The sequence below is a fragment of the Bacillus sp. FJAT-25509 genome (assembly GCF_001420605.1).
Taxonomy (GTDB): Bacteria; Bacillota; Bacilli; order Bacillales; family Bacillaceae_G; genus Gottfriedia.
The window spans coordinates 58,412-75,572 of the sequence record NZ_LJIZ01000016.1 but is presented as its reverse complement, the minus strand read 5'-3'; the positions used below and the strand labels follow the sequence as shown (position 1 = coordinate 75,572).

The 17,161-nt window shown below is 31.0% G+C and carries 21 protein-coding genes; 12 read left to right on the top strand and 9 right to left on the bottom strand.

Annotated features, from left to right (window positions below; all coding sequences use genetic code 11):
• Window positions 1-64 precede the first annotated feature (64 nt).
• The 3 genes from AN960_RS09675 to AN960_RS09665 are packed head-to-tail and all read right to left on the bottom strand — an operon-like array spanning window position 65 to window position 1,411.
• On the bottom strand, window positions 65-598 hold the full coding sequence (locus tag AN960_RS09675; RefSeq protein ID WP_056470263.1) for a permease: 534 nt from the start codon (window positions 596-598) through the stop codon (window positions 65-67).
• Entirely contained in the window at window positions 595-1,077 is a 483-nt protein-coding gene (locus AN960_RS09670) for a hypothetical protein (RefSeq protein WP_056470261.1), read from the bottom strand. The genes AN960_RS09675 and AN960_RS09670 overlap by 4 nt, the downstream gene beginning before the upstream one ends.
• On the bottom strand, window positions 1,070-1,411 hold the full coding sequence (locus AN960_RS09665; RefSeq protein WP_056470256.1) for a PadR family transcriptional regulator: 342 nt from the start codon (window positions 1,409-1,411) through the stop codon (window positions 1,070-1,072). The genes AN960_RS09670 and AN960_RS09665 overlap by 8 nt, the downstream gene beginning before the upstream one ends.
• Window positions 1,412-1,753: 342 nt before the next feature.
• On the opposite strand from AN960_RS09665, the gene AN960_RS09660 reads away from it, so the two are divergent.
• The 3 genes from AN960_RS09660 to AN960_RS09650 all read left to right on the top strand — a co-directional run bounded on the left by AN960_RS09660 (window position 1,754) and on the right by AN960_RS09650 (window position 3,324).
• Window positions 1,754-2,236, top strand: coding sequence for a DUF2975 domain-containing protein (locus AN960_RS09660; protein WP_056470254.1), 483 nt, complete (start codon window positions 1,754-1,756; stop codon window positions 2,234-2,236).
• A gap of 10 nt (window positions 2,237-2,246) precedes the next feature.
• Window positions 2,247-2,465, top strand: a complete 219-nt coding sequence (locus tag AN960_RS09655; protein ID WP_056470252.1) for a helix-turn-helix domain-containing protein — start codon at window positions 2,247-2,249, stop codon at window positions 2,463-2,465.
• Window positions 2,466-2,541: 76 nt separating this feature from the next.
• A complete protein-coding gene (locus tag AN960_RS09650; protein ID WP_082459474.1) occupies window positions 2,542-3,324 on the top strand; it encodes a DUF817 domain-containing protein in 783 nt (260 codons plus the stop codon).
• 123 nt (window positions 3,325-3,447) lie between these two features.
• Here AN960_RS09650 and AN960_RS09645 read toward each other — a convergent pair whose 3' ends face one another.
• Window positions 3,448-3,630 (bottom strand): hypothetical protein, encoded by a 183-nt coding sequence (locus AN960_RS09645; protein ID WP_056470246.1) that lies wholly within the window; start codon window positions 3,628-3,630, stop codon window positions 3,448-3,450.
• 396 nt (window positions 3,631-4,026) lie between these two features.
• Here AN960_RS09645 and AN960_RS09640 point away from each other — a divergent pair, with 396 nt between their 5' ends.
• The 4 genes from AN960_RS09640 to AN960_RS09625 all read left to right on the top strand — a co-directional run bounded on the left by AN960_RS09640 (window position 4,027) and on the right by AN960_RS09625 (window position 7,049).
• On the top strand, window positions 4,027-4,734 hold the full coding sequence (locus AN960_RS09640) for a hypothetical protein (protein WP_156339659.1): 708 nt from the start codon (window positions 4,027-4,029) through the stop codon (window positions 4,732-4,734).
• A 288-nt stretch (window positions 4,735-5,022) separates the two neighbouring features.
• Window positions 5,023-5,451 carry a hypothetical protein gene (locus tag AN960_RS09635; RefSeq protein WP_056470242.1) on the top strand — a complete coding sequence of 143 codons (429 nt, stop codon included), beginning with the start codon at window positions 5,023-5,025 and terminating at the stop codon, window positions 5,449-5,451.
• A 175-nt stretch (window positions 5,452-5,626) separates the two neighbouring features.
• Window positions 5,627-6,214: a hypothetical protein gene (locus AN960_RS09630; protein WP_056470239.1), complete on the top strand. Its 588-nt coding sequence runs from the start codon at window positions 5,627-5,629 to the stop codon at window positions 6,212-6,214.
• A 127-nt stretch (window positions 6,215-6,341) separates the two neighbouring features.
• A complete protein-coding gene (locus tag AN960_RS09625; RefSeq protein WP_056470236.1) occupies window positions 6,342-7,049 on the top strand; it encodes a DNA alkylation repair protein in 708 nt (235 codons plus the stop codon).
• A gap of 166 nt (window positions 7,050-7,215) precedes the next feature.
• Here AN960_RS09625 and AN960_RS09620 read toward each other — a convergent pair whose 3' ends face one another.
• The 3 genes from AN960_RS09620 to AN960_RS25040 all read right to left on the bottom strand — a co-directional run bounded on the left by AN960_RS09620 (window position 7,216) and on the right by AN960_RS25040 (window position 10,932).
• The gene (locus AN960_RS09620) at window positions 7,216-8,412 is read right to left on the bottom strand and encodes a macrolide family glycosyltransferase (protein ID WP_056470234.1); all 1,197 of its coding nucleotides are present in this window, start codon (window positions 8,410-8,412) and stop codon (window positions 7,216-7,218) included.
• A gap of 516 nt (window positions 8,413-8,928) precedes the next feature.
• On the bottom strand, window positions 8,929-9,777 hold the full coding sequence (locus AN960_RS09615) for a lysozyme inhibitor LprI family protein (protein WP_056470231.1): 849 nt from the start codon (window positions 9,775-9,777) through the stop codon (window positions 8,929-8,931).
• Between the two features lie 798 nt (window positions 9,778-10,575).
• Entirely contained in the window at window positions 10,576-10,932 is a 357-nt protein-coding gene (locus AN960_RS25040; protein ID WP_286131680.1) for a hypothetical protein, read from the bottom strand.
• A 253-nt stretch (window positions 10,933-11,185) separates the two neighbouring features.
• On the opposite strand from AN960_RS25040, the gene AN960_RS25035 reads away from it, so the two are divergent.
• Window positions 11,186-11,437, top strand: coding sequence for a hypothetical protein (locus AN960_RS25035; RefSeq protein ID WP_286131679.1), 252 nt, complete (start codon window positions 11,186-11,188; stop codon window positions 11,435-11,437).
• Window positions 11,438-11,852: 415 nt separating this feature from the next.
• On the opposite strand, the gene AN960_RS09600 is transcribed toward AN960_RS25035, so the two are convergent.
• A complete protein-coding gene (locus tag AN960_RS09600; RefSeq protein ID WP_286131678.1) occupies window positions 11,853-12,611 on the bottom strand; it encodes a L,D-transpeptidase family protein in 759 nt (252 codons plus the stop codon).
• 243 nt (window positions 12,612-12,854) lie between these two features.
• Here AN960_RS09600 and AN960_RS09595 point away from each other — a divergent pair, with 243 nt between their 5' ends.
• From AN960_RS09595 to AN960_RS09585, 3 genes are all read left to right on the top strand, one after another.
• Entirely contained in the window at window positions 12,855-13,037 is a 183-nt protein-coding gene (locus AN960_RS09595; protein ID WP_056470229.1) for a hypothetical protein, read from the top strand.
• Window positions 13,038-13,212: 175 nt separating this feature from the next.
• Window positions 13,213-14,085, top strand: coding sequence for a protease HtpX (gene htpX / locus AN960_RS09590; protein WP_056470226.1), 873 nt, complete (start codon window positions 13,213-13,215; stop codon window positions 14,083-14,085).
• Window positions 14,086-14,220: 135 nt separating this feature from the next.
• Window positions 14,221-14,631 carry a hypothetical protein gene (locus AN960_RS09585; protein WP_056470223.1) on the top strand — a complete coding sequence of 137 codons (411 nt, stop codon included), beginning with the start codon at window positions 14,221-14,223 and terminating at the stop codon, window positions 14,629-14,631.
• Window positions 14,632-14,730: 99 nt separating this feature from the next.
• On the opposite strand, the gene AN960_RS09580 is transcribed toward AN960_RS09585, so the two are convergent.
• The gene (locus tag AN960_RS09580) at window positions 14,731-16,167 is read right to left on the bottom strand and encodes a glycoside hydrolase family 1 protein (protein WP_056470222.1); all 1,437 of its coding nucleotides are present in this window, start codon (window positions 16,165-16,167) and stop codon (window positions 14,731-14,733) included.
• Between the two features lie 240 nt (window positions 16,168-16,407).
• On the opposite strand from AN960_RS09580, the gene AN960_RS09575 reads away from it, so the two are divergent.
• Window positions 16,408-17,133 carry a MurR/RpiR family transcriptional regulator gene (locus AN960_RS09575; RefSeq protein ID WP_056470219.1) on the top strand — a complete coding sequence of 242 codons (726 nt, stop codon included), beginning with the start codon at window positions 16,408-16,410 and terminating at the stop codon, window positions 17,131-17,133.
• The last annotated feature ends 28 nt before the right edge of the window (window positions 17,134-17,161 follow it).

Sequence of the window (17,161 nt, the reverse complement as noted above, 5' to 3'; positions counted from 1 at the left end):
TAGTTTGTTTGTGTTGAGGATAAATCGCTCTTCATTTTGTACTCTTTTTTCATTAAGATTATATCTATAAAGAAATATCTTTGTTATTATCAAAATTTAACAATTGTTTATGATTATAAAACTTCTCAAAAATGATTCCCATTAAATAGTAAAATACTAAGCCAAAACATATATGAATCAGTGTAAATTTTATACCAAATGAAGCAAATTCATATATAACGACAGGTAGTTTAGCCGTTGTCCAAACTCCTAAAAAGAAAACAACATAGCGAATACTTGCTCCTTTTTTCAATAAAAGTACCGCGATTGGAAAAGCTAGGTATAGTGGACCAGCTGCAATACCACCAAGTAAGAGAGCAAACAAAACACCGTAAATACCGGATTTATCCCCCATATATTTAATAAGGGTTTCTTTTTCAACCCATTTGTCAAGTAAGCCAACAAATATTAAAACAGGTGGAAGGAGAAATAACATATTTAAAATACTATTTCCAGTTAATTGAAATGCTTTCATTCCAAGTGAGTGGTTTATTAATGTTAGAACGATGAACGACCCAAATAATATAAAAAAGAAACGATATTTTCTTAATTGTCTCATACCATCACCAACCAAATAATATATGCAAATAAAAGAGACATTAAAAGTCCACTTGCATTACGTGCATATGCAAAACTTCTTCCAAATAATTTTTGTTCCATAGGTAAAGTAACAATTCCCACAGACATTAATGTAGACATTAACACTGCTACTTGTGGGAGTCCAGCACCATTTTGGACTAATGTTTCTCCAAGAGGAAAAACGATAAAACTAGGAATTAGTCCAACTGACCCAATTAATGTAGATAGTATAATTCCTTTTATTCCAGATTGTTCCCCAATAATCGAAGAAACGAGTGAGGGCGTTAATAACGATAAGGATAGTCCTACAAAAAACATAATAGTTAAAATTTCAGGTAAAATATTACAAAACATCTTCCATGATTTTAATAGAGCCTCTTTCGTTTTTTCTCGATCTTTTATAAAAGAAATAATAGTAAGAATGATGGCTAAACTGTATAGGATCGAAGCATTAATCATGATTCTTCACCTTCCATACATTGTATCTGCTTAGGAAAAATGTTAAATTCTTAAGTTTTTCTTCAATGTTTATTTGAAATTCTTCTAATTTTTCTTTTCCAACTTCAGTAATTTTGTACATCTTGATCGGTTTATCTTGCTCGGATGTACCTAAATAAGACTCAACAGCACCTTCAGTCTCTAATTGCTTTAGAGTTCGATATAATATGGAACTGTCAATTGGATTGATTGGAAGTTCTTCCTCACACTTCTGTAAAAGCTTCCCTCCATAACTGTCCCCTTCTGTTAAAAACAATAAAAGAAATGCACCTGTATGTCGGCCTGTATGTTTCATAAATTGTAAACCTCCTAAATTCGTAAATTTCCTCACAAAAAATAATTTCATACTGTTAATAACAATATACTGTTAAAAACAATAATATGTTACTCACAGTAAAAATTAATCTGTTAATTTATTTCAACTCTAACATTTTTAAAAATTTTCTCTTTATGAGGAGAGGTCGATGATTAAGTTTTCACGAGCATTTCTTTAGGTGAGAAATGCTTTTTTACTATTTATAAAATGTAATGATATTTTTATAACAATAATAATATAATAAAAAACAACAATAATTTATTGTAAAACGATAAATTGTATGGTAAATTCAAATTGAAAATAATTTAGTGAGGTGCTTTTATGAAACGAGGATCAACTCTCTTTTTAAAAATAGTAGTGATTCTTATTGGGCTACCAGTTCTTGCATTGTGTATATTTGTGGTTCCTAAGATTGCAGAATTTGCAGCTGAGCTGTATCCGAATATTGCATTAATGAAATATTTTATTTTTATAGATCTTTATGCAGCTGCGATTCCTTTCTATTTTGCTCTTTATCAAGCATTTAAGCTTTTAAGCTATATTGATAAAAACAAAGCTTTCTCGGAATTATCGGTTAATGCTTTAAAGAAAATAAAATTTAGTGCAATAGCAATTAGTGTTTTGTATGTATTAGGGTTGCCACTTTTTTATTTAATTGCAGATATGGATGATGCTCCAGGAATTATTGTTATTGGCATGATTTTGATTTTTGCTTCATTGGTAATTGCAGTCTTTGCAGCCGTTCTCGAAAAGCTTTTGAAAGAGGCGATTGATATAAAATCAGAAAATGATTTAACGGTCTGAGGTGAAGAACATGGCAATTATTATCAATATTGATGTAATGTTAGCAAAAAGGAAAATGAGTGTAACCGAGCTTTCGGAAAAGGTTGGGATTACGATGGCGAATCTATCTATATTGAAAAACGGCAAAGCAAAAGCCATTCGTTTTGCAACTTTAGAAGCGATTTGTAAGGCCCTAGAGTGTCAACCTGGAGATATTTTAGAGTACCAAAATGATGAAGACAACAAGTAAATCGATAAGATTGATATAAATTTATGAAGGAGAGCTAATTGTGAATTTAATACTTCAAAAGACTGAGTCACATTTTATAAGAGCGATCAAACAACTTGTTCGATTTGGTTTGGAGCAGGCTTTATCTTGTATTTTTCCTGTAGTGATTTTTGCCTCGTTAGCTTTTACTAAAATTGTACCACTTCCATTTCTGCCTCGATATGATTGGTTACTTTTGATCTGTATTTTGATGCAGTGGTTAATGGTGCGTACCGGACTTGAAACATTGGATGAATTAAAAGTCATCACATTGTTTCACCTAATAGGACTTGCGCTTGAACTTTTTAAAGTACATATGGGCTCTTGGGCATATCCAGGGGAAGGATACTCAAAACTATTTGGAGTGCCACTATATAGTGGATTTATGTACGCAAGTGTTGCAAGTTATTTATGTCAAGCGTGGAGAAGGTTGAAGGTTGAACTAATTAATTGGCCACCATTTTTTGTAGTTGCTTCACTTGCAGCAGCAATTTATTTGAATTTCTTTACCCACCATTTTTGGATGGACGTTCGTTGGTGGTTATCAGGGCTTGTCATAATTGTTTTTTGGAAATCTTGGGTCACTTATGAAGTCAATGGGACCAGATACCGAATGCCAATTGCACTTTCTTTCGTCCTAATCGGATTTTTTATATGGATTGCCGAAAATATTGCAACGTTTTTTGGAGCATGGCAATATCCTAATCAGTCGGTTGCTTGGAGTTTAGTTCATTTAGGAAAAGTAAGTTCATGGCTCTTATTAGTAATTGTAAGCTTTCTGATCGTAGCTACCTTAAAGCGAGTTAAGGGAAATAATTCAATTAGAAGGAAAGAACACTAGAAGTATTTTTGGCATTATAAAAAATAACCTGTATCTTAGATTAACTAGTAATCAGATACAGGTTTATTTAATGATTTGTTACGTTAGTATATTTTAAAAAGATTCCTAAACCTAATATTCTACCTACTTACCGATAAGATTCATAAAAGCTTTATATATTAGGAAAAGGGAGAAAATTAAAATAGCTAAAATACCAATTAAATCAGTTAATGGCTGTACACTTGATAAGAATGTGCCTGCTAAAGGCATTTTGATTAAAGCAAAACCAGCTATAATACTAGCTAACATTAAAAAAATTCTTTCCATTCACTCATCCCTCCATTCAATAATATTTTATGTTCAATTAAAATGTAAGTGCTTTCAAAGACGACTTTTTATAAAAAATGTGCTTTTGTCACGATTAATTAGTGGGCGTAAAACACAATAAAATCCCTAAATTATTTCATATGAATTTGGAGCACTTATTGAAATTAGGAGGATTGTGACTTTTTAATATGTTGGTAGTCGATACGATTTCTTTCCTATCACTTAAGTATTTTTTTAATATATTCGTTGTTTCACATACTATTCTATTTCATCTACTAGTAGAGATTTAAAATAATAGGAGTGAAGAATAATTGAGTTCAAGGTGTAAACGTGATGGGGCATTTCATTAAAGAAATTGAATACTATGTAAAAAAGACTATTTTTAAGGAGGTTTTAATGAAAAAGGTTAATCTGTTCAAGCTTTTGTTTATAATATTGCCTTTACTACTTGTAGCATGTCGTTTTACCACTTCAGAAAGTCAATCATCGATCGATTGGGTAGACTTTGTTAGATGGAATGGGGTTGAGTACTATGGCATAGAATCAGGCATTTTAACTAATGAAAAATTTATTGATGAAAAAGTAGGGGAAGTAAAATTCAAAGTAGCAGATCATGTTACAAATCCAAGTTATAAAATAAAAGATGGAGATGCAGCATTCCATGAGAAAGGAACGGAAATTTATTCAATAAAGGGTAATCCTGAATTAATTGCCTTAAAAGATAGAACTGCAATAAATGGATATAGCGTCTATTATGCAAAAGGAACTACAGATTATAAGTGGTATTTTAAAGATGTACCAATCGAAAAGGTAGGTAAGATTGAAATCTATCAATCTTATTCCCCTAACGCGAAAAAGAGATCGGTGATTAAAGACAAAGAAAAAATAGATAGCTTTCTGGATATTTTAAAGAATAGTAAAGAAGATTCAAATTTCCAGCCAAATAATGATAATACAGATTCTACTCATTATGAAATTGTATTGTTTATAGATGAACCAATTGCCTATAAATATAATATTGAATTTGACGGTGCAACCTACTATTGGTATCCGTGGGATACTTCAATTTTGTCAAATGAGATTGGAAAATTTTTGTCAAATTAATGATTTATATAAATATACACCTCTATTTAAATACAAAAATTAACTCGCTAATTATTTTAGCGAGTTTTTTACTTTACATAATAATTCCTATCTATCTAAATTCAGTATATGGACAAAACTCAAAGATAATCTGCGCTCCAACTGAAATCTAGTAATCGAAAAACAACAAGTAAAATATGTGAAAGATAGATGAAACTAGAACAATTCTTATATTAAACTACTTTTAAAAATGGTAAAATATGGTTATATAGAGATAGGAAGCGGATCTATTTTACGGAGGGGCTATAGTTGAGAAGGCCATATATATTTTTGATATGCATAGCAAGCATAGGATTATGCTTAGGTGGACTTTATTTTGAAAATATGAAGTTTACTAAGGCAAAAAATGAAATATGGATTGGTTATAACTACACAAAGTTCGGGAAAAATGTAATCGAATTTAAACCAATAAATGTAGAAAAACAAGCAAAATTAAATCAATTAGAAGAAATATTTTTATTTAGTAAAAAAATAGAAAATCCAATTGTTGATTTAGCAAAATACGATGTTCAGTTAACATTCAGAAGTCCAATAGATAAAACAGTTGAATATAGTTCATTACTTTGGTTCACAAAAAGTGGTGCAATCATAAAAATCAATGGTTTTAACAGATATAGAAGTGTTAGTATAGACAATGCCAAATCAATAAAAAATATAATAAATTATATAGAGTTGTAATGATTAAATAATTTTTTAAGTTAATGAGTTGTCATGGCAACTTATTTTTTTTTGATGTTATAGGGAAGAATTGATTGGATATTTAGTTGCGGCGGTTTAGTAGTAGAAGAAATGATATAATATTGTGGTGGTTAATAAAGCAAACAGATAAATTAATCTTTAAGTTGGTGATTGAATGTTTCGTTTTTTTAAATCTAAAAAGAAGGTAAGTTTCCATGAACAATTATTTGAATTGCAAAAGATAGGCATAGAATTAAATCCAATTTTAAATGAAGAATTAATTTTTGCTGAGTATAGTAAAGAGGAATTTGAGCAAGAACCTTACCTGCATTTACTAATCGCTTTAGGAAGTGAATTGGAATTAAACGGAAATTATATTAACTGTTCAAATGAAATATGGTATCTGGATACGGAATGTATTGAGGACACAGGAGATTATGTTCTAATTGCAGAAAGAATTAAAGACTTATCAAAAAATTATTTAGATCTTAAAAATATTAAAGATATTGTAGATATAGAAAATCAAGTAGCATCAATTTCATTTACTTTAGATGAAAGAGATTATTGTTGGAAGTTAGAAGTAAATGATGACTGGATCGATGAGAAAATTATTGTTATGTTTAATGATTTATTAGAAATAAAAAATACGGATAAGCAAGTTTATATTCTAGACTTAGGAGGACAAGATTGTTTAATTGGTATTTTTTCCAAGGCACAAGTAAAGCAGTTAAATCACTTACTCAATGGATATAAATTTGAATGATTATAAAACAGCAAAACTTAATTTTTAACAATGTGGTTCAACTATTTTGCTAATTTAGTTGCTTGATAAAAGTTTTGAATAAAAGGAAACAATGGAGATGGAATAGATAGAAAGGAAGTGTAAAAAAGTGGAATTGGAAACGGTTATGCAGGAGCTAGAAGCACTTGGTAAGGAACGGACAAAAAAGACATACTTAAGTAATGGTGCACATGAGCCACTATTTGGAGTGGCAACAGGGGCAATGAAGCCGATCGCTAAGAAAATTAAAATGGATCAGCAATTAGCGAATCAATTATATGCAACAGGTAATTACGATGCGATGTATTTTGCGGGGATTATTGCAGATCCTTTGAAAATGACTGAAGAAGACTTTGAGAGTTGGATTGATGGAGCTTATTTCTATATGCTTTCAGACTATGTAGTTGCAGTTACTTTAGCTGAAGCCGATATAGCGCAAGAGGTAGCCGACAAATGGATTGCAAGCGGAGATGAACTTAAAATGTCTGCTGGTTGGAGCTGTTACTGCTGGCTTTTGGGGAATCGTTCAGATACTGAATTTAATGCGGATAAGATTTCAAATTTGCTTGACCAGGTGAAAGATGCAATCCATGATTCTCCTGAACGAACTAAATCTGCAATGAATAATTTTGTTTATACAGTAGCAATTTCATATTTACCTCAACATGAAAAAGCAATTGAAACTGCTAAAGTAATTGGACCAGTCGAAATGAAAAAGGACAAGAAAAAAAGCACTATATTACTTTGCTCTGAAAAAATTCAAAAAGATTTAGATAAAGGTCTTTTAGGATTTAAGCGTAAACATGTAAGGTGTTAATGTAATAGATGTGATAGGGGAAAAGGGCATTAAAAAGTGGAAATCATTTTTTTTAAATCGTTCAAGAAAAAGCTGAATCAATTATTTCGATTCAGCTTTTTCTTTATTTTTGAAATGACTAGCGTGAAGAATATCTACCCCGATTGTAAATAGCCTTGTAGATTTTCTATTTATAATAAAAATGGAAAATCTCATTAACAGCCTGGTTATACCCTCCCGCTTCTCGAATAGATTTCTTAATGCTGTCGATTACTTTAATGTAAGAAGACCTATTACTTAACACATCTTCTGCGGCTTCACGCAGTTGTATAGGTGACAAATTTTGTGTTTGCAATTGCAAACCTGCTCCAATCTTGGCTATTTGCTCTGCAATTATTGGCTGATCAGCGCTTTGAGGGATTACGATTAATGGAACTCCGTAATAGAGACCCTCACTTGTGCTGTTCATTCCACCATGCGTTATAAATAATTTAGTAAATTTTAGCACTTCTGTCTGTGGAACATATTGTTTTACAATAAAGTTTTGAGGAATAATCCCTAAATCATCTAGATTAGTTTGTTTACCTATCGACAGTACGACTGAGTGTTCACTATGACCAAATGCTTCAAAGCATAGCTTATAAAAATCAATAGAGCGGTTAAAAACAGTTCCCAGAGAAATATATATAGGACTTTTACTTTTAATAGTAGAAAGGTCAAATGTTTCCTGTTGTAATCGTGAACCGATAGAAGGGCCGACAAATTTGTATGTATTATTAAAGGACTCTCCACCAGGTTGAAAGGCTCTAGTAGTGTATACGATTGTTAATGGAGCAGGATTACAAAATACTTCATAAGATGAATTGATCTCTACACCATATTTTTTCTTAATATTTAATGACAGTCTATTAAATTCATCATTAATCGGTTTAATTATTTCTTCAGGAATATTCTTTAATTGCTTTTCCATCATTTTATCGAATGTTTCTTCTGTCTGTGCAAAAGTAGTACAGGAATTGATTGCGGGAAGTTTAAGAATTTGAGCAATTAAACGTCCACAACCAAACATAGAATCATGTATGATGTAATCAAAATGCTCTCCTTTAATCTGTTCAAGAACACTAGGTATAACGATTTCTGCTGTATGTAATAGACCATTAATTCTTTCTAGTAAATGAGTTCGACCACCTAAGAGAAAGGCTTTAATAAATTTTTGTTCATCAATTGTTCGCACTGTAGCTCCAGTCTTTTCAATTCGATCTCGAAAAGACTCTATCGAAAAGTAGACAACCTCTTCACCGCGTGAAACTAGCTCTTTTACAACTCCTAAAGTAGGATTGATATGCCCTTCTGAGCCTCCATTAATAAATAAAACACGTGCCATTCCAAACACTCCTTGGTTCAATTTATTCTTCTTTATAAGAAAATGATTAAGCTTAACTATTAAATAACATTGTATAATGCTAAACTAAAAAATAAAAATAATTGAGATGATTTTGCGATGGAGAATAAATAATGAAGAAAGAAGATATCACCGCAATTATATAGATGAGCAAGAAAGAATTAGTTTAAAATTACTAGATTTTGATAATGGGGAATAAATATAGTTTATCTATTATTTTTTCTGTAAAACAAATGGCTTACTTTTATATATAGTTAATTTTTAAAAATTTAGCTCTGTTAAAGTAAATTGTTGATAGTTAAACTAATAAAACAAACCATCAAATTGACAGTTTGCTTCGTTTTTTTTCATAATGGGTACTAATTATTTCACCTGAATGGTACTGTGCTATTTTGTTCTCCCACTCATTATCTTTTCTTGTTCTTCTTCAAGATTTTTTAAGAAAATCTGATATTACATTTGGTTCAAACATTTATAAAACACCCCACTTTTAAACTCTTAAATCATATACGAATTTACCAATTCATACGCTCTTTCTTTGGTTAATCTTGCAAGTGAATTCATATATTGTACATTTTCAAAAGTTCCGCCTTTGTACTCTGCAGCTTCATTTGTAGCAATACGTTCTTTTTCTTTAACCCATGCCCTTTCTTCAACCTTTAGTTTAGAAGCTTCAGAAGATGGCAGTTCTCGCATTAAAACCTGATAAATTTCATTTAATGCCGTATCCCATCGATTTAATTTTTCTCCTTCAGCTTCTACCATATCTTTGGTTATGCCGCTTTTATATAGACTATCCAAATCAGTCATACTTGCTTCAATGTCATTTAATTTTGTTAGATATGTTTGTTGAAGATTTAGTTTGTTATTTTCAACTTCGCCCGTCTCAGTGCTATTTTGCTCATTCGTTTGAACAAGTTGAGTTGTATCAGTAGAACCATTTGAGTCGTCTGTATGTGAGGAAGTTTCATCAGTAGTTGTACTTGCTACCGTTTTAGACTCGTCCACCTTATCAGTAGCATTATTAACCATCGCTGTTAACTCAGTTTTTAAGTAATTTGGTAAAGATTTTTTGTTTAATAATTCATTACCTTCTTTAATTGTTTTATCCCAATTTTGTTGTTTGAATAAATCTTTCACTTTATTAAATTTCACCAGTTTTACGTATATTCCTTTTGTTTTAGCATCATCTGGTTTTTCTTCTAAAGCTAATTCATAAGCTACTTGAGCTTTGTCATACTCGCCATCTAATAAAGCGTCATTTGCCTTCTTCATCGCATTATCATACGCATTGTTACTACACCCAACAAGTAAGAATGTTGCTAGGACTAAACTTAGTTTTTTCATTTTTGTACTCCTTTGTATCGTTCATTGATTTGGTTATTGAAATATTAGATTATATTTACCTAATGAACCAAATATTGTTAATCAACAATCATTATACGGTTAAATAATCCAGTTGAGAATAGGAATTTTCGCCTTGAATTTCTTACACTATTTACAACATAAAAAAATAAAACTTAGAATCAAAATAAAAAGACAACTAAAAATTGAATAGATGGTTTGTAAATAAAGAATTTAAAATCTATTACTAAACACAATGTAAGAAAGTTAATTTTGAAAAGTGAATAGTTTATTAAAAAAATACTAAATTAGTCAAAGTTCTTAACCGGTGTAAATAAAAATTTTAATTTTCATTATATTAATTATACTAATCTAGTTAAATATTCTATTAACTGATCTATTAATTTACTTCAGAGATTTTATATTACTAGGTAAAGAGAATTCAAAAAAGTTAAAGATAATTGTGTTCATTATAGAATAGTGTATGATTACAACGAAAGGCTGCTTAGGTAGTCTTTTTTTTATGGGAACGAGTGTTTACACTCAAAGAAACGTTGATAAATTTTTACATTTAGAGAATTTATTAAATCTTATATTAGACGTTTAGACTGATGAACTAACTAAAAAATGAAAAAATACATATCTTAAGTTGTAAGTAACTAGGAATATATCATCCGAGGACTAGCCTAAAAGATATTGAAATAGGTGATTTTTTGGGTAAAGAAGATAAAAAAAATGTGATTGCCATTGTAATGATTACCACAAATGCAAAAAGTGTTGTTGTTGCAATGGTTCAAAAGATCATTTAAAAAAAGAAGAGAAAGAGAAAAAGAAAAAATGTGATTGTAAGAAGTGTAAAAATGATTGTGATTGTTGTAAAAAATGTTGTTGCTGTTGTTGTCGAGGTCCAAGAGGTCCAAGGGGGCCAAGAGGTGAGGAAGGAAAGAGAGGAAAAAAAGGTAATACGGGAGCAACAGGAGTAACAGGCCCAACAGGAGCAACTGGCATAACGGGAGCAACAAGAACGGGAACAACCGGGGCAACGGGAGCAACAGGAGTAACAGGCCCAACGGGAGCAACCGGCCCAACAGGAGCAACTGGGGCAACGGGAGCAACGGGAGTAACAGGCCCAACAGGTCGAACAGGTGCAACTGGCACAACCGGAGCAACCGGGATTTCAGGATCTAATTCGAAAGCGATTATATTTGGTGGTACTAACGCAGGATTTCAACGAATTGCTGGATCTCCTGGTGCAGATTCTATTACTATTCCATATGTAACTGCAGGTACAGGTAGTATTGTTGGTCTTTCAAGCTCTATAAATGTAAATAATCTAGCAGTGGGAACTTATAATATTCAAGTTTGTAATAATGTTCCTATTAATCTTTCAGCACCAGCTGCAGGTCAAATAGTGTCTACTATTACTTTAAATGTCCCAAATACCTTAACTGGAACAATTATATTTTCTATCACACCAAATGATGTAGGTGCACAGCCTGTAATTATTTTCAATCCTAATCCAGTTACATCAACAGCTACTGTCACTTGGACTAGTACGATTGCTGGAAACCCAGTTGCCAGAAATAATGCAATTTCATTGTATATTACACCTCAAATTACTCAAAGTGCAATTTACACAGTATTTATTTCGACTACAATTTGATTAAGGTAATATTACAATTAGCTTTCCTATTAAGGATCTTCTTTCATTAGAAGATCTTTTTACTAATAAAAATAAAAGATACATTTGTATTTTTGGGGCAAAAAAGCTATTCAGATTTTTTAAGTGGTAATATAGTTGATAGATAAAAATATATTATTCTATTATTAGTATTATTTTGTAAACAATCTCTTAAACAGTTTGCACCTAATTATGTACATGTTATAAAATCTATTAATATTGAAGAAAATATAGCAACTATATTTGAAAGTTTAACTTCTTCTACGACAAAGGAGAATAAACTATATTCATTGAAGTTACTAGATAATATTGTAAATTGGGTAAAGGTGAACAAAGCTTGAAAACTAAAAGATATGTATAAAAAAAATAGAGGAATATCCTCTATTAAAAGCCGAGCTTATAATCCACCAAGTGCTTTAATCGTAGCAGGTCCTACAATACCATCTACTGTTAAATGCCGGTCTTTTTGAAATTTGCGCACGGCTTGGTCTGTGTTGTTCCCAAAGATACCATCGATCCCTTTTGTACTATAGCCGAGAGCTGTTAGCTTTTGTTGAAGTTTTTTAACTGTAGTACCACTATTTCCCTTTTTTAATACAGTTCCACTTGGGATAACAGCGTTTGAACCACCATTACTACTTGTTACCTTATACCCGTTTGCAATTGCTATTGAGTCAAAGGATTTACTTGAAGAAGTAATGACTACAGGTGTACTTAATTTAACCTTATTAAAAAGCCATTCGACTTCATTATTGTACATTCTAATACATCCATGACTTACATACTTTCCAATCGAACTTGTATTGTTATTACCGTGGATAGCATATGTCGTTCCCCATGTACCACGGGCATTTAATCCAAGCCAACGTTTTCCGAGTGGATTTCTTGGATCACCGCCAGGGATGTGACCTTTATAGTAAGGTCTATTTACAATCTTATTTACAATTTTAAACTTTCCTTCTGGCGTAAGAGATTGACTTTTACCAGTAGCTACCTTAAAAACTTTGTAAAGTTTACCATTTTCATAGTAAGCTAATTGGTTTGTTGATTTATTAATAATAATGAATTGACTTGTAGCTGCCTGGGTAGGTTTTATACCAATACCAACAATCATAAGACAGGTTAAAATTAAAACAGTAAGCCATTTTCTTAGCAAATCCTTCCCTCCCAAATCATATTTTCAAAGTCTTAATCAATTAATCCTATGATTGCAGAAGTTGTCCATTTGTCATTTTTTTCAAATATGCTTAAAATAAATAAAGAAGATGACATTTATAATGGATTTTCATAGTTCTTTTGGTTTGTATGATGGGACGTAATATTTTCTAAGTAGTGCTAATGGCTTGTAAATGAAAAATAGTATATTTAAATAGTATATTTAAATAGTGTAGGTGAATAGATGAAAATTAATAATTATATGCTTCAACTATCATTATTAATCATCATTATTTTTGGCGGGACTTTTATCATTCATTTAATTAAAACGGGTGAGCTTTTATTAGCTCAAATAATTGGATTTTCAGTAGGGATTTTAATCCTATTATTTACTTTAATTTGGAGAAAATCTAACAAACTTTCATAAGTAATAAAATTTGAGAAATCTAAGATAACAAATTTCGAATTATATAGTAGAATGAATGAATATAAGTTTAAGAAATTAATTGTGTTCTTGGATTGTATAAGAAAGTAGACTCTATATTTAAGAATAAAAGTTAAATATAGGGGTCTTTCAAGTATTTAGTTTGGGAGGAACGATTTTGTTTAAACGTATTTCTTTCTTTATTTTTGTTAATATTTTAGTTTTAATTACAATTACTACGATTACAACATTATTAGGTGTACCTCGATATATTGGTAATGGGGGATACTGGACACTACTTGCATTTAGTGTAATTGCAGGATTTAGTGGAGCGATTATTTCATTGTTATTCTCTCGTATAATGGCTAAATGGGTTATGGGTGTAAAATTAATTGATCCTCGTTCTCCACAAAATGAACGATTTAATTTTGTGCTAGAGGAGACATATCGTTTAGCAAAACTTGCTGGTTTAAAAAAGATGCCACAAGTAGGAGTTTATGATTCAGTAGAGGTTAATGCTTTTGCTACAGGACCTAGTAAAAGACGATCTTTAGTAGCTGTTTCTAGTGGAATGATTGAGACAATGGATCGTCCAGCAATTAGTGGTGTTTTAGCACATGAAATTGCCCATATAAAAAATGGAGATATGGTTACTACAACATTATTACAAGGTGTAATTAATACTTTTGTCGTTTTCTTCTCCCGTTTAGTGGCAAAAATTGTTTCTAATTTTGTAAGAGAAGAGTTATCTTATGTTGTTTATTTTCTTTGTTCAGTAGTATTTGAGATCGTATTTAGTATTTTAAGTAGTCCAATTATTTTCTGGCATTCAAGAAAAAGGGAGTTTAAGGCAGACAGGTATGCGGCAGAGCTTGGTGGAAAAGACAATATGATTTATGCTTTAGAATCATTAAGTCGAAATATTAGATTAGTTGATGATCGTCAAAAATCGATTGCAGCTTTTAAAATTAGCGGTAAAGAGAAATTTGCAAGATTATTCTCAACGCATCCACCATTAGAAAAACGAATCGAACGATTAAAAGCATTATAAAAGTTAAAGGCCTTTTGCATTTTACGATGTAAAAGGCCTTTATTTTTATTATTCTAAAGTAGATTAAGGTAATAGAAAGAAGGATTTCATTTTAATTTAGGGAATATAGATAATAAAAAGATGAGGTGTAGTTTATTGGAGAAAGAAAATATCGAAAATTTGAAAACTTCAGTAATTATCTTAGCTACGTTTATCTTCACCCTCGGAATAATCATATCTATTTCTATTATTAATTTTAATCACGCTAAAGCACATCCCAATATTATCAAAATTCCTAAATCAAAAAGTATAATTACACTAGTTAATAAACAAGAATTAATTAAAGTAGATTCAAATTTAAAAACTCGAGTTTGCGAAGTTGTCGACCTTGCAAAAACAAATAATAAAAGTCAGTATCAAATAGTTTGTGATGATTCTGAGAAATACGGATTTATGGAAAAAGAAATAGTAGACAATAAAACTAACCCTCCATTGAAACTTGGTGATACTGTTTACTTAACTATTTATGAAGATGGTAAATTAATGGTAAAAATTGAAAATGAATAAGCAGTTATTAGTCTAACTAAAAAATTTAAAAGTAAAAAGTTACATCTAACTTATATAAAAGAAAGGAACTTCAAATTTGATGAAGTTCCTTTTTTAATATTATAGTTGATCTCCATTTGAAGCAATTACGTCTTTGTACCAGAAGAATGATTTTTTCTTTTTTCGTTCTAATGTTCCACTACCGTCGTCATGTTTATCAACATAAATGAAACCATAACGTTTTGAGAACTCACCTGATGATGCACTAACAAGATCTATGCAACCCCAGCTAGTATAACCCATCAATTTAACACCATCTTGAATGGCTTCTCCCATCGCATTAATGTGCTCACGTAAATAATCAATTCGATAATAATCATTAATTGTTCCATCATCTTCTACTTTGTCATATGCCCCTAGGCCATTTTCTACAACAAATAGTGGTACTTGGTAACGGTCATACAATTGATTTAAACTAATTCGTAAACCTACTGGATCGATTTCCCAGCCCCAGTCACTTGCTTTTAGGAAAGGATTTTTAACTCCTCCAATTAGATTTCCTTGTGAGCTTTCTAAGTCGAATTTTTCCTTTTTCTCGGTTCTAGACATATAATAACTGAACCCAATATAGTCAACAGTACCTTCTTTAATTAATTCTAAATCCCCATCATGCATTTCAATATTAATATTGTTTTCTTTAAAGAAGCGATTAATAAATGACGGATACTCGCCACGAACCTGAACGTCTGCACAGAAGTAATTAAAAAAGCGTTCTTCTTCAAGGGCATACATTACGTTGTTAGGATTCGAATCAAAAGAATAAACTGGAGCATATAAAATCATACATCCAATTTGAGAATTTGGAATAATCTCATGACAAGCTTTGACAGCAATACTACTTGCAACAAATTGATGATGAAACGCCTGAAATGTTGGTTGGTATTTATCTTTTTCTTCTTTTATCGAAAAACCAAGCCCCATTATTGGCATAATTAATCCACTATTAATTTCATTAAAAGTCATCCAATATTTTACTTTGTCTTTATAACGATTGAAGATTGCGTTTACGTATCTTTCAAAGAATGTTACTACTTCTCGGTTTCGCCAACCACCATATTGTTTTACAAGATTTACTGGCATTTCATAGTGTGAAATTGTCACAACTGGTTCAATGCCATATTTGTGAAGCTCGTCAAAAACACGGTCATAGAAAGCCAATCCATCTTCATTTGCTACTAATTCATTTCCATTTGGAAAAATTCTTGTCCAAGCAATTGACATTCGGAATACTTTAAAACCCATTTCCGCAAATAAAGCAATATCTTCTTTATAGCGGTGATAGAAGTCTATTCCTTCATGGTTTGGATAATCATACTTTGAACGATCTATCTCGAAATTGAATCCGGGTGACTGTAAAATATTCAGTCTTTCCTTCCCACCAGGAAGAACATCGGCTATATTTAAACCTTTATCCCCTTCATAAAATCCACCTTCCATTTGATTGGCAGCCGTAGCGCCACCCCATAAAAAATCTTTAGGAAATTTAGATTGTTTCATTTTTTTACCTCCTAATTTCTTTTTAGTAGTTTACATAAATCCATATTTTTAATTAATGAGAATATAATCGAATCATAACGTTAACGGAGATGTTAGTAAATAAGTGAATGGAATCTAGTTTTTATTCACAAAAGTAAATAATTGTTTCATACATGTAACGCTGTGTTTTTTATTTTGTATGTTAAGATAAAATAGATTAAATATATTTAGCACCTAGTAATAAAAGGAGAACGAACTAAAATGTTTTCAAATGATCAAATCGCGTCTTTTAATGAGTTAGAGTTATCATTATATAATTACATTTCACAAAATATGGAAAAAGTCGCTTATATGCGTATACGTGAAATTGCAGATGAAACCCATGTTTCAACTTCAACAATTTTACGTTTTTGTAGGAAACTAAATTGCGACGGTTTTACTGAATTTAAAGTAAAGTTAAAAATGTATTTGGAAGAGGAGAAACGGACCTTCGTAAAAAGTGCACAACATTCGCTAGTGGAATTTTTTGAGAGATCTTTAAAAGGGGATTTAGAAGAGAAAGTTAAAGAGGCTGCTATTGAAATAAACAAAGCTGAAAATGTAATTTTTATTGGAATAGGTAGCTCAGGTATTCTTGCTGAATATGGTTCGAGGTACTTTTCAAGTTTAGGAAAATTCTCCCTTTATATAAAAGACCCTCATTTCCCGATTCATTCTAAATTAACAAAAAATAGTATAACAATTGCTTTGTCAGTCTCTGGAGAAACTATTTTCACAGTAAATCATCTGAATTTACTTAAACAAGAAGGTTGTAAAATTATAAGCATTACGAACAACAAATTATCAACAATAGCCAAAATTTCTGATCTAAATATTCCCTATTATGTAACAGAAGAGTATTTTGAAAAAGCAAATATAACTACTCAAGTTCCAGTGGTCTATATAATTGAATCGATCGCTCGCGAAATCTACAGAATTAATCAATAAGTCAAATGGATTAGGGGATATACCTTAT

What these genes read in the sequence shown, in the direction of transcription:
- AN960_RS09675 (WP_056470263.1), bottom strand. Translation starts at nt 598, where the DNA reads ATGAGACAATTAAGAAAATATCGTTTCTTTTTTATATTATTTGGGTCG.
- AN960_RS09670 (WP_056470261.1), bottom strand. Translation starts at nt 1,077, where the DNA reads ATGATTAATGCTTCGATCCTATACAGTTTAGCCATCATTCTTACTATT.
- AN960_RS09665 (WP_056470256.1), bottom strand. Translation starts at nt 1,411, where the DNA reads ATGAAACATACAGGCCGACATACAGGTGCATTTCTTTTATTGTTTTTA.
- AN960_RS09660 (WP_056470254.1), top strand. Translation starts at nt 1,754, where the DNA reads ATGAAACGAGGATCAACTCTCTTTTTAAAAATAGTAGTGATTCTTATT.
- AN960_RS09655 (WP_056470252.1), top strand. Translation starts at nt 2,247, where the DNA reads ATGGCAATTATTATCAATATTGATGTAATGTTAGCAAAAAGGAAAATG.
- AN960_RS09645 (WP_056470246.1), bottom strand. Translation starts at nt 3,630, where the DNA reads ATGGAAAGAATTTTTTTAATGTTAGCTAGTATTATAGCTGGTTTTGCT.
- AN960_RS09640 (WP_156339659.1), top strand. Translation starts at nt 4,027, where the DNA reads ATGAAAAAGGTTAATCTGTTCAAGCTTTTGTTTATAATATTGCCTTTA.
- AN960_RS09630 (WP_056470239.1), top strand. Translation starts at nt 5,627, where the DNA reads ATGTTTCGTTTTTTTAAATCTAAAAAGAAGGTAAGTTTCCATGAACAA.
- AN960_RS09620 (WP_056470234.1), bottom strand. Translation starts at nt 8,412, where the DNA reads ATGGCACGTGTTTTATTTATTAATGGAGGCTCAGAAGGGCATATCAAT.
- AN960_RS09615 (WP_056470231.1), bottom strand. Translation starts at nt 9,777, where the DNA reads ATGAAAAAACTAAGTTTAGTCCTAGCAACATTCTTACTTGTTGGGTGT.
- AN960_RS09595 (WP_056470229.1), top strand. Translation starts at nt 12,855, where the DNA reads ATGAAAATTAATAATTATATGCTTCAACTATCATTATTAATCATCATT.
- AN960_RS09580 (WP_056470222.1), bottom strand. Translation starts at nt 16,167, where the DNA reads ATGAAACAATCTAAATTTCCTAAAGATTTTTTATGGGGTGGCGCTACG.
- AN960_RS09575 (WP_056470219.1), top strand. Translation starts at nt 16,408, where the DNA reads ATGTTTTCAAATGATCAAATCGCGTCTTTTAATGAGTTAGAGTTATCA.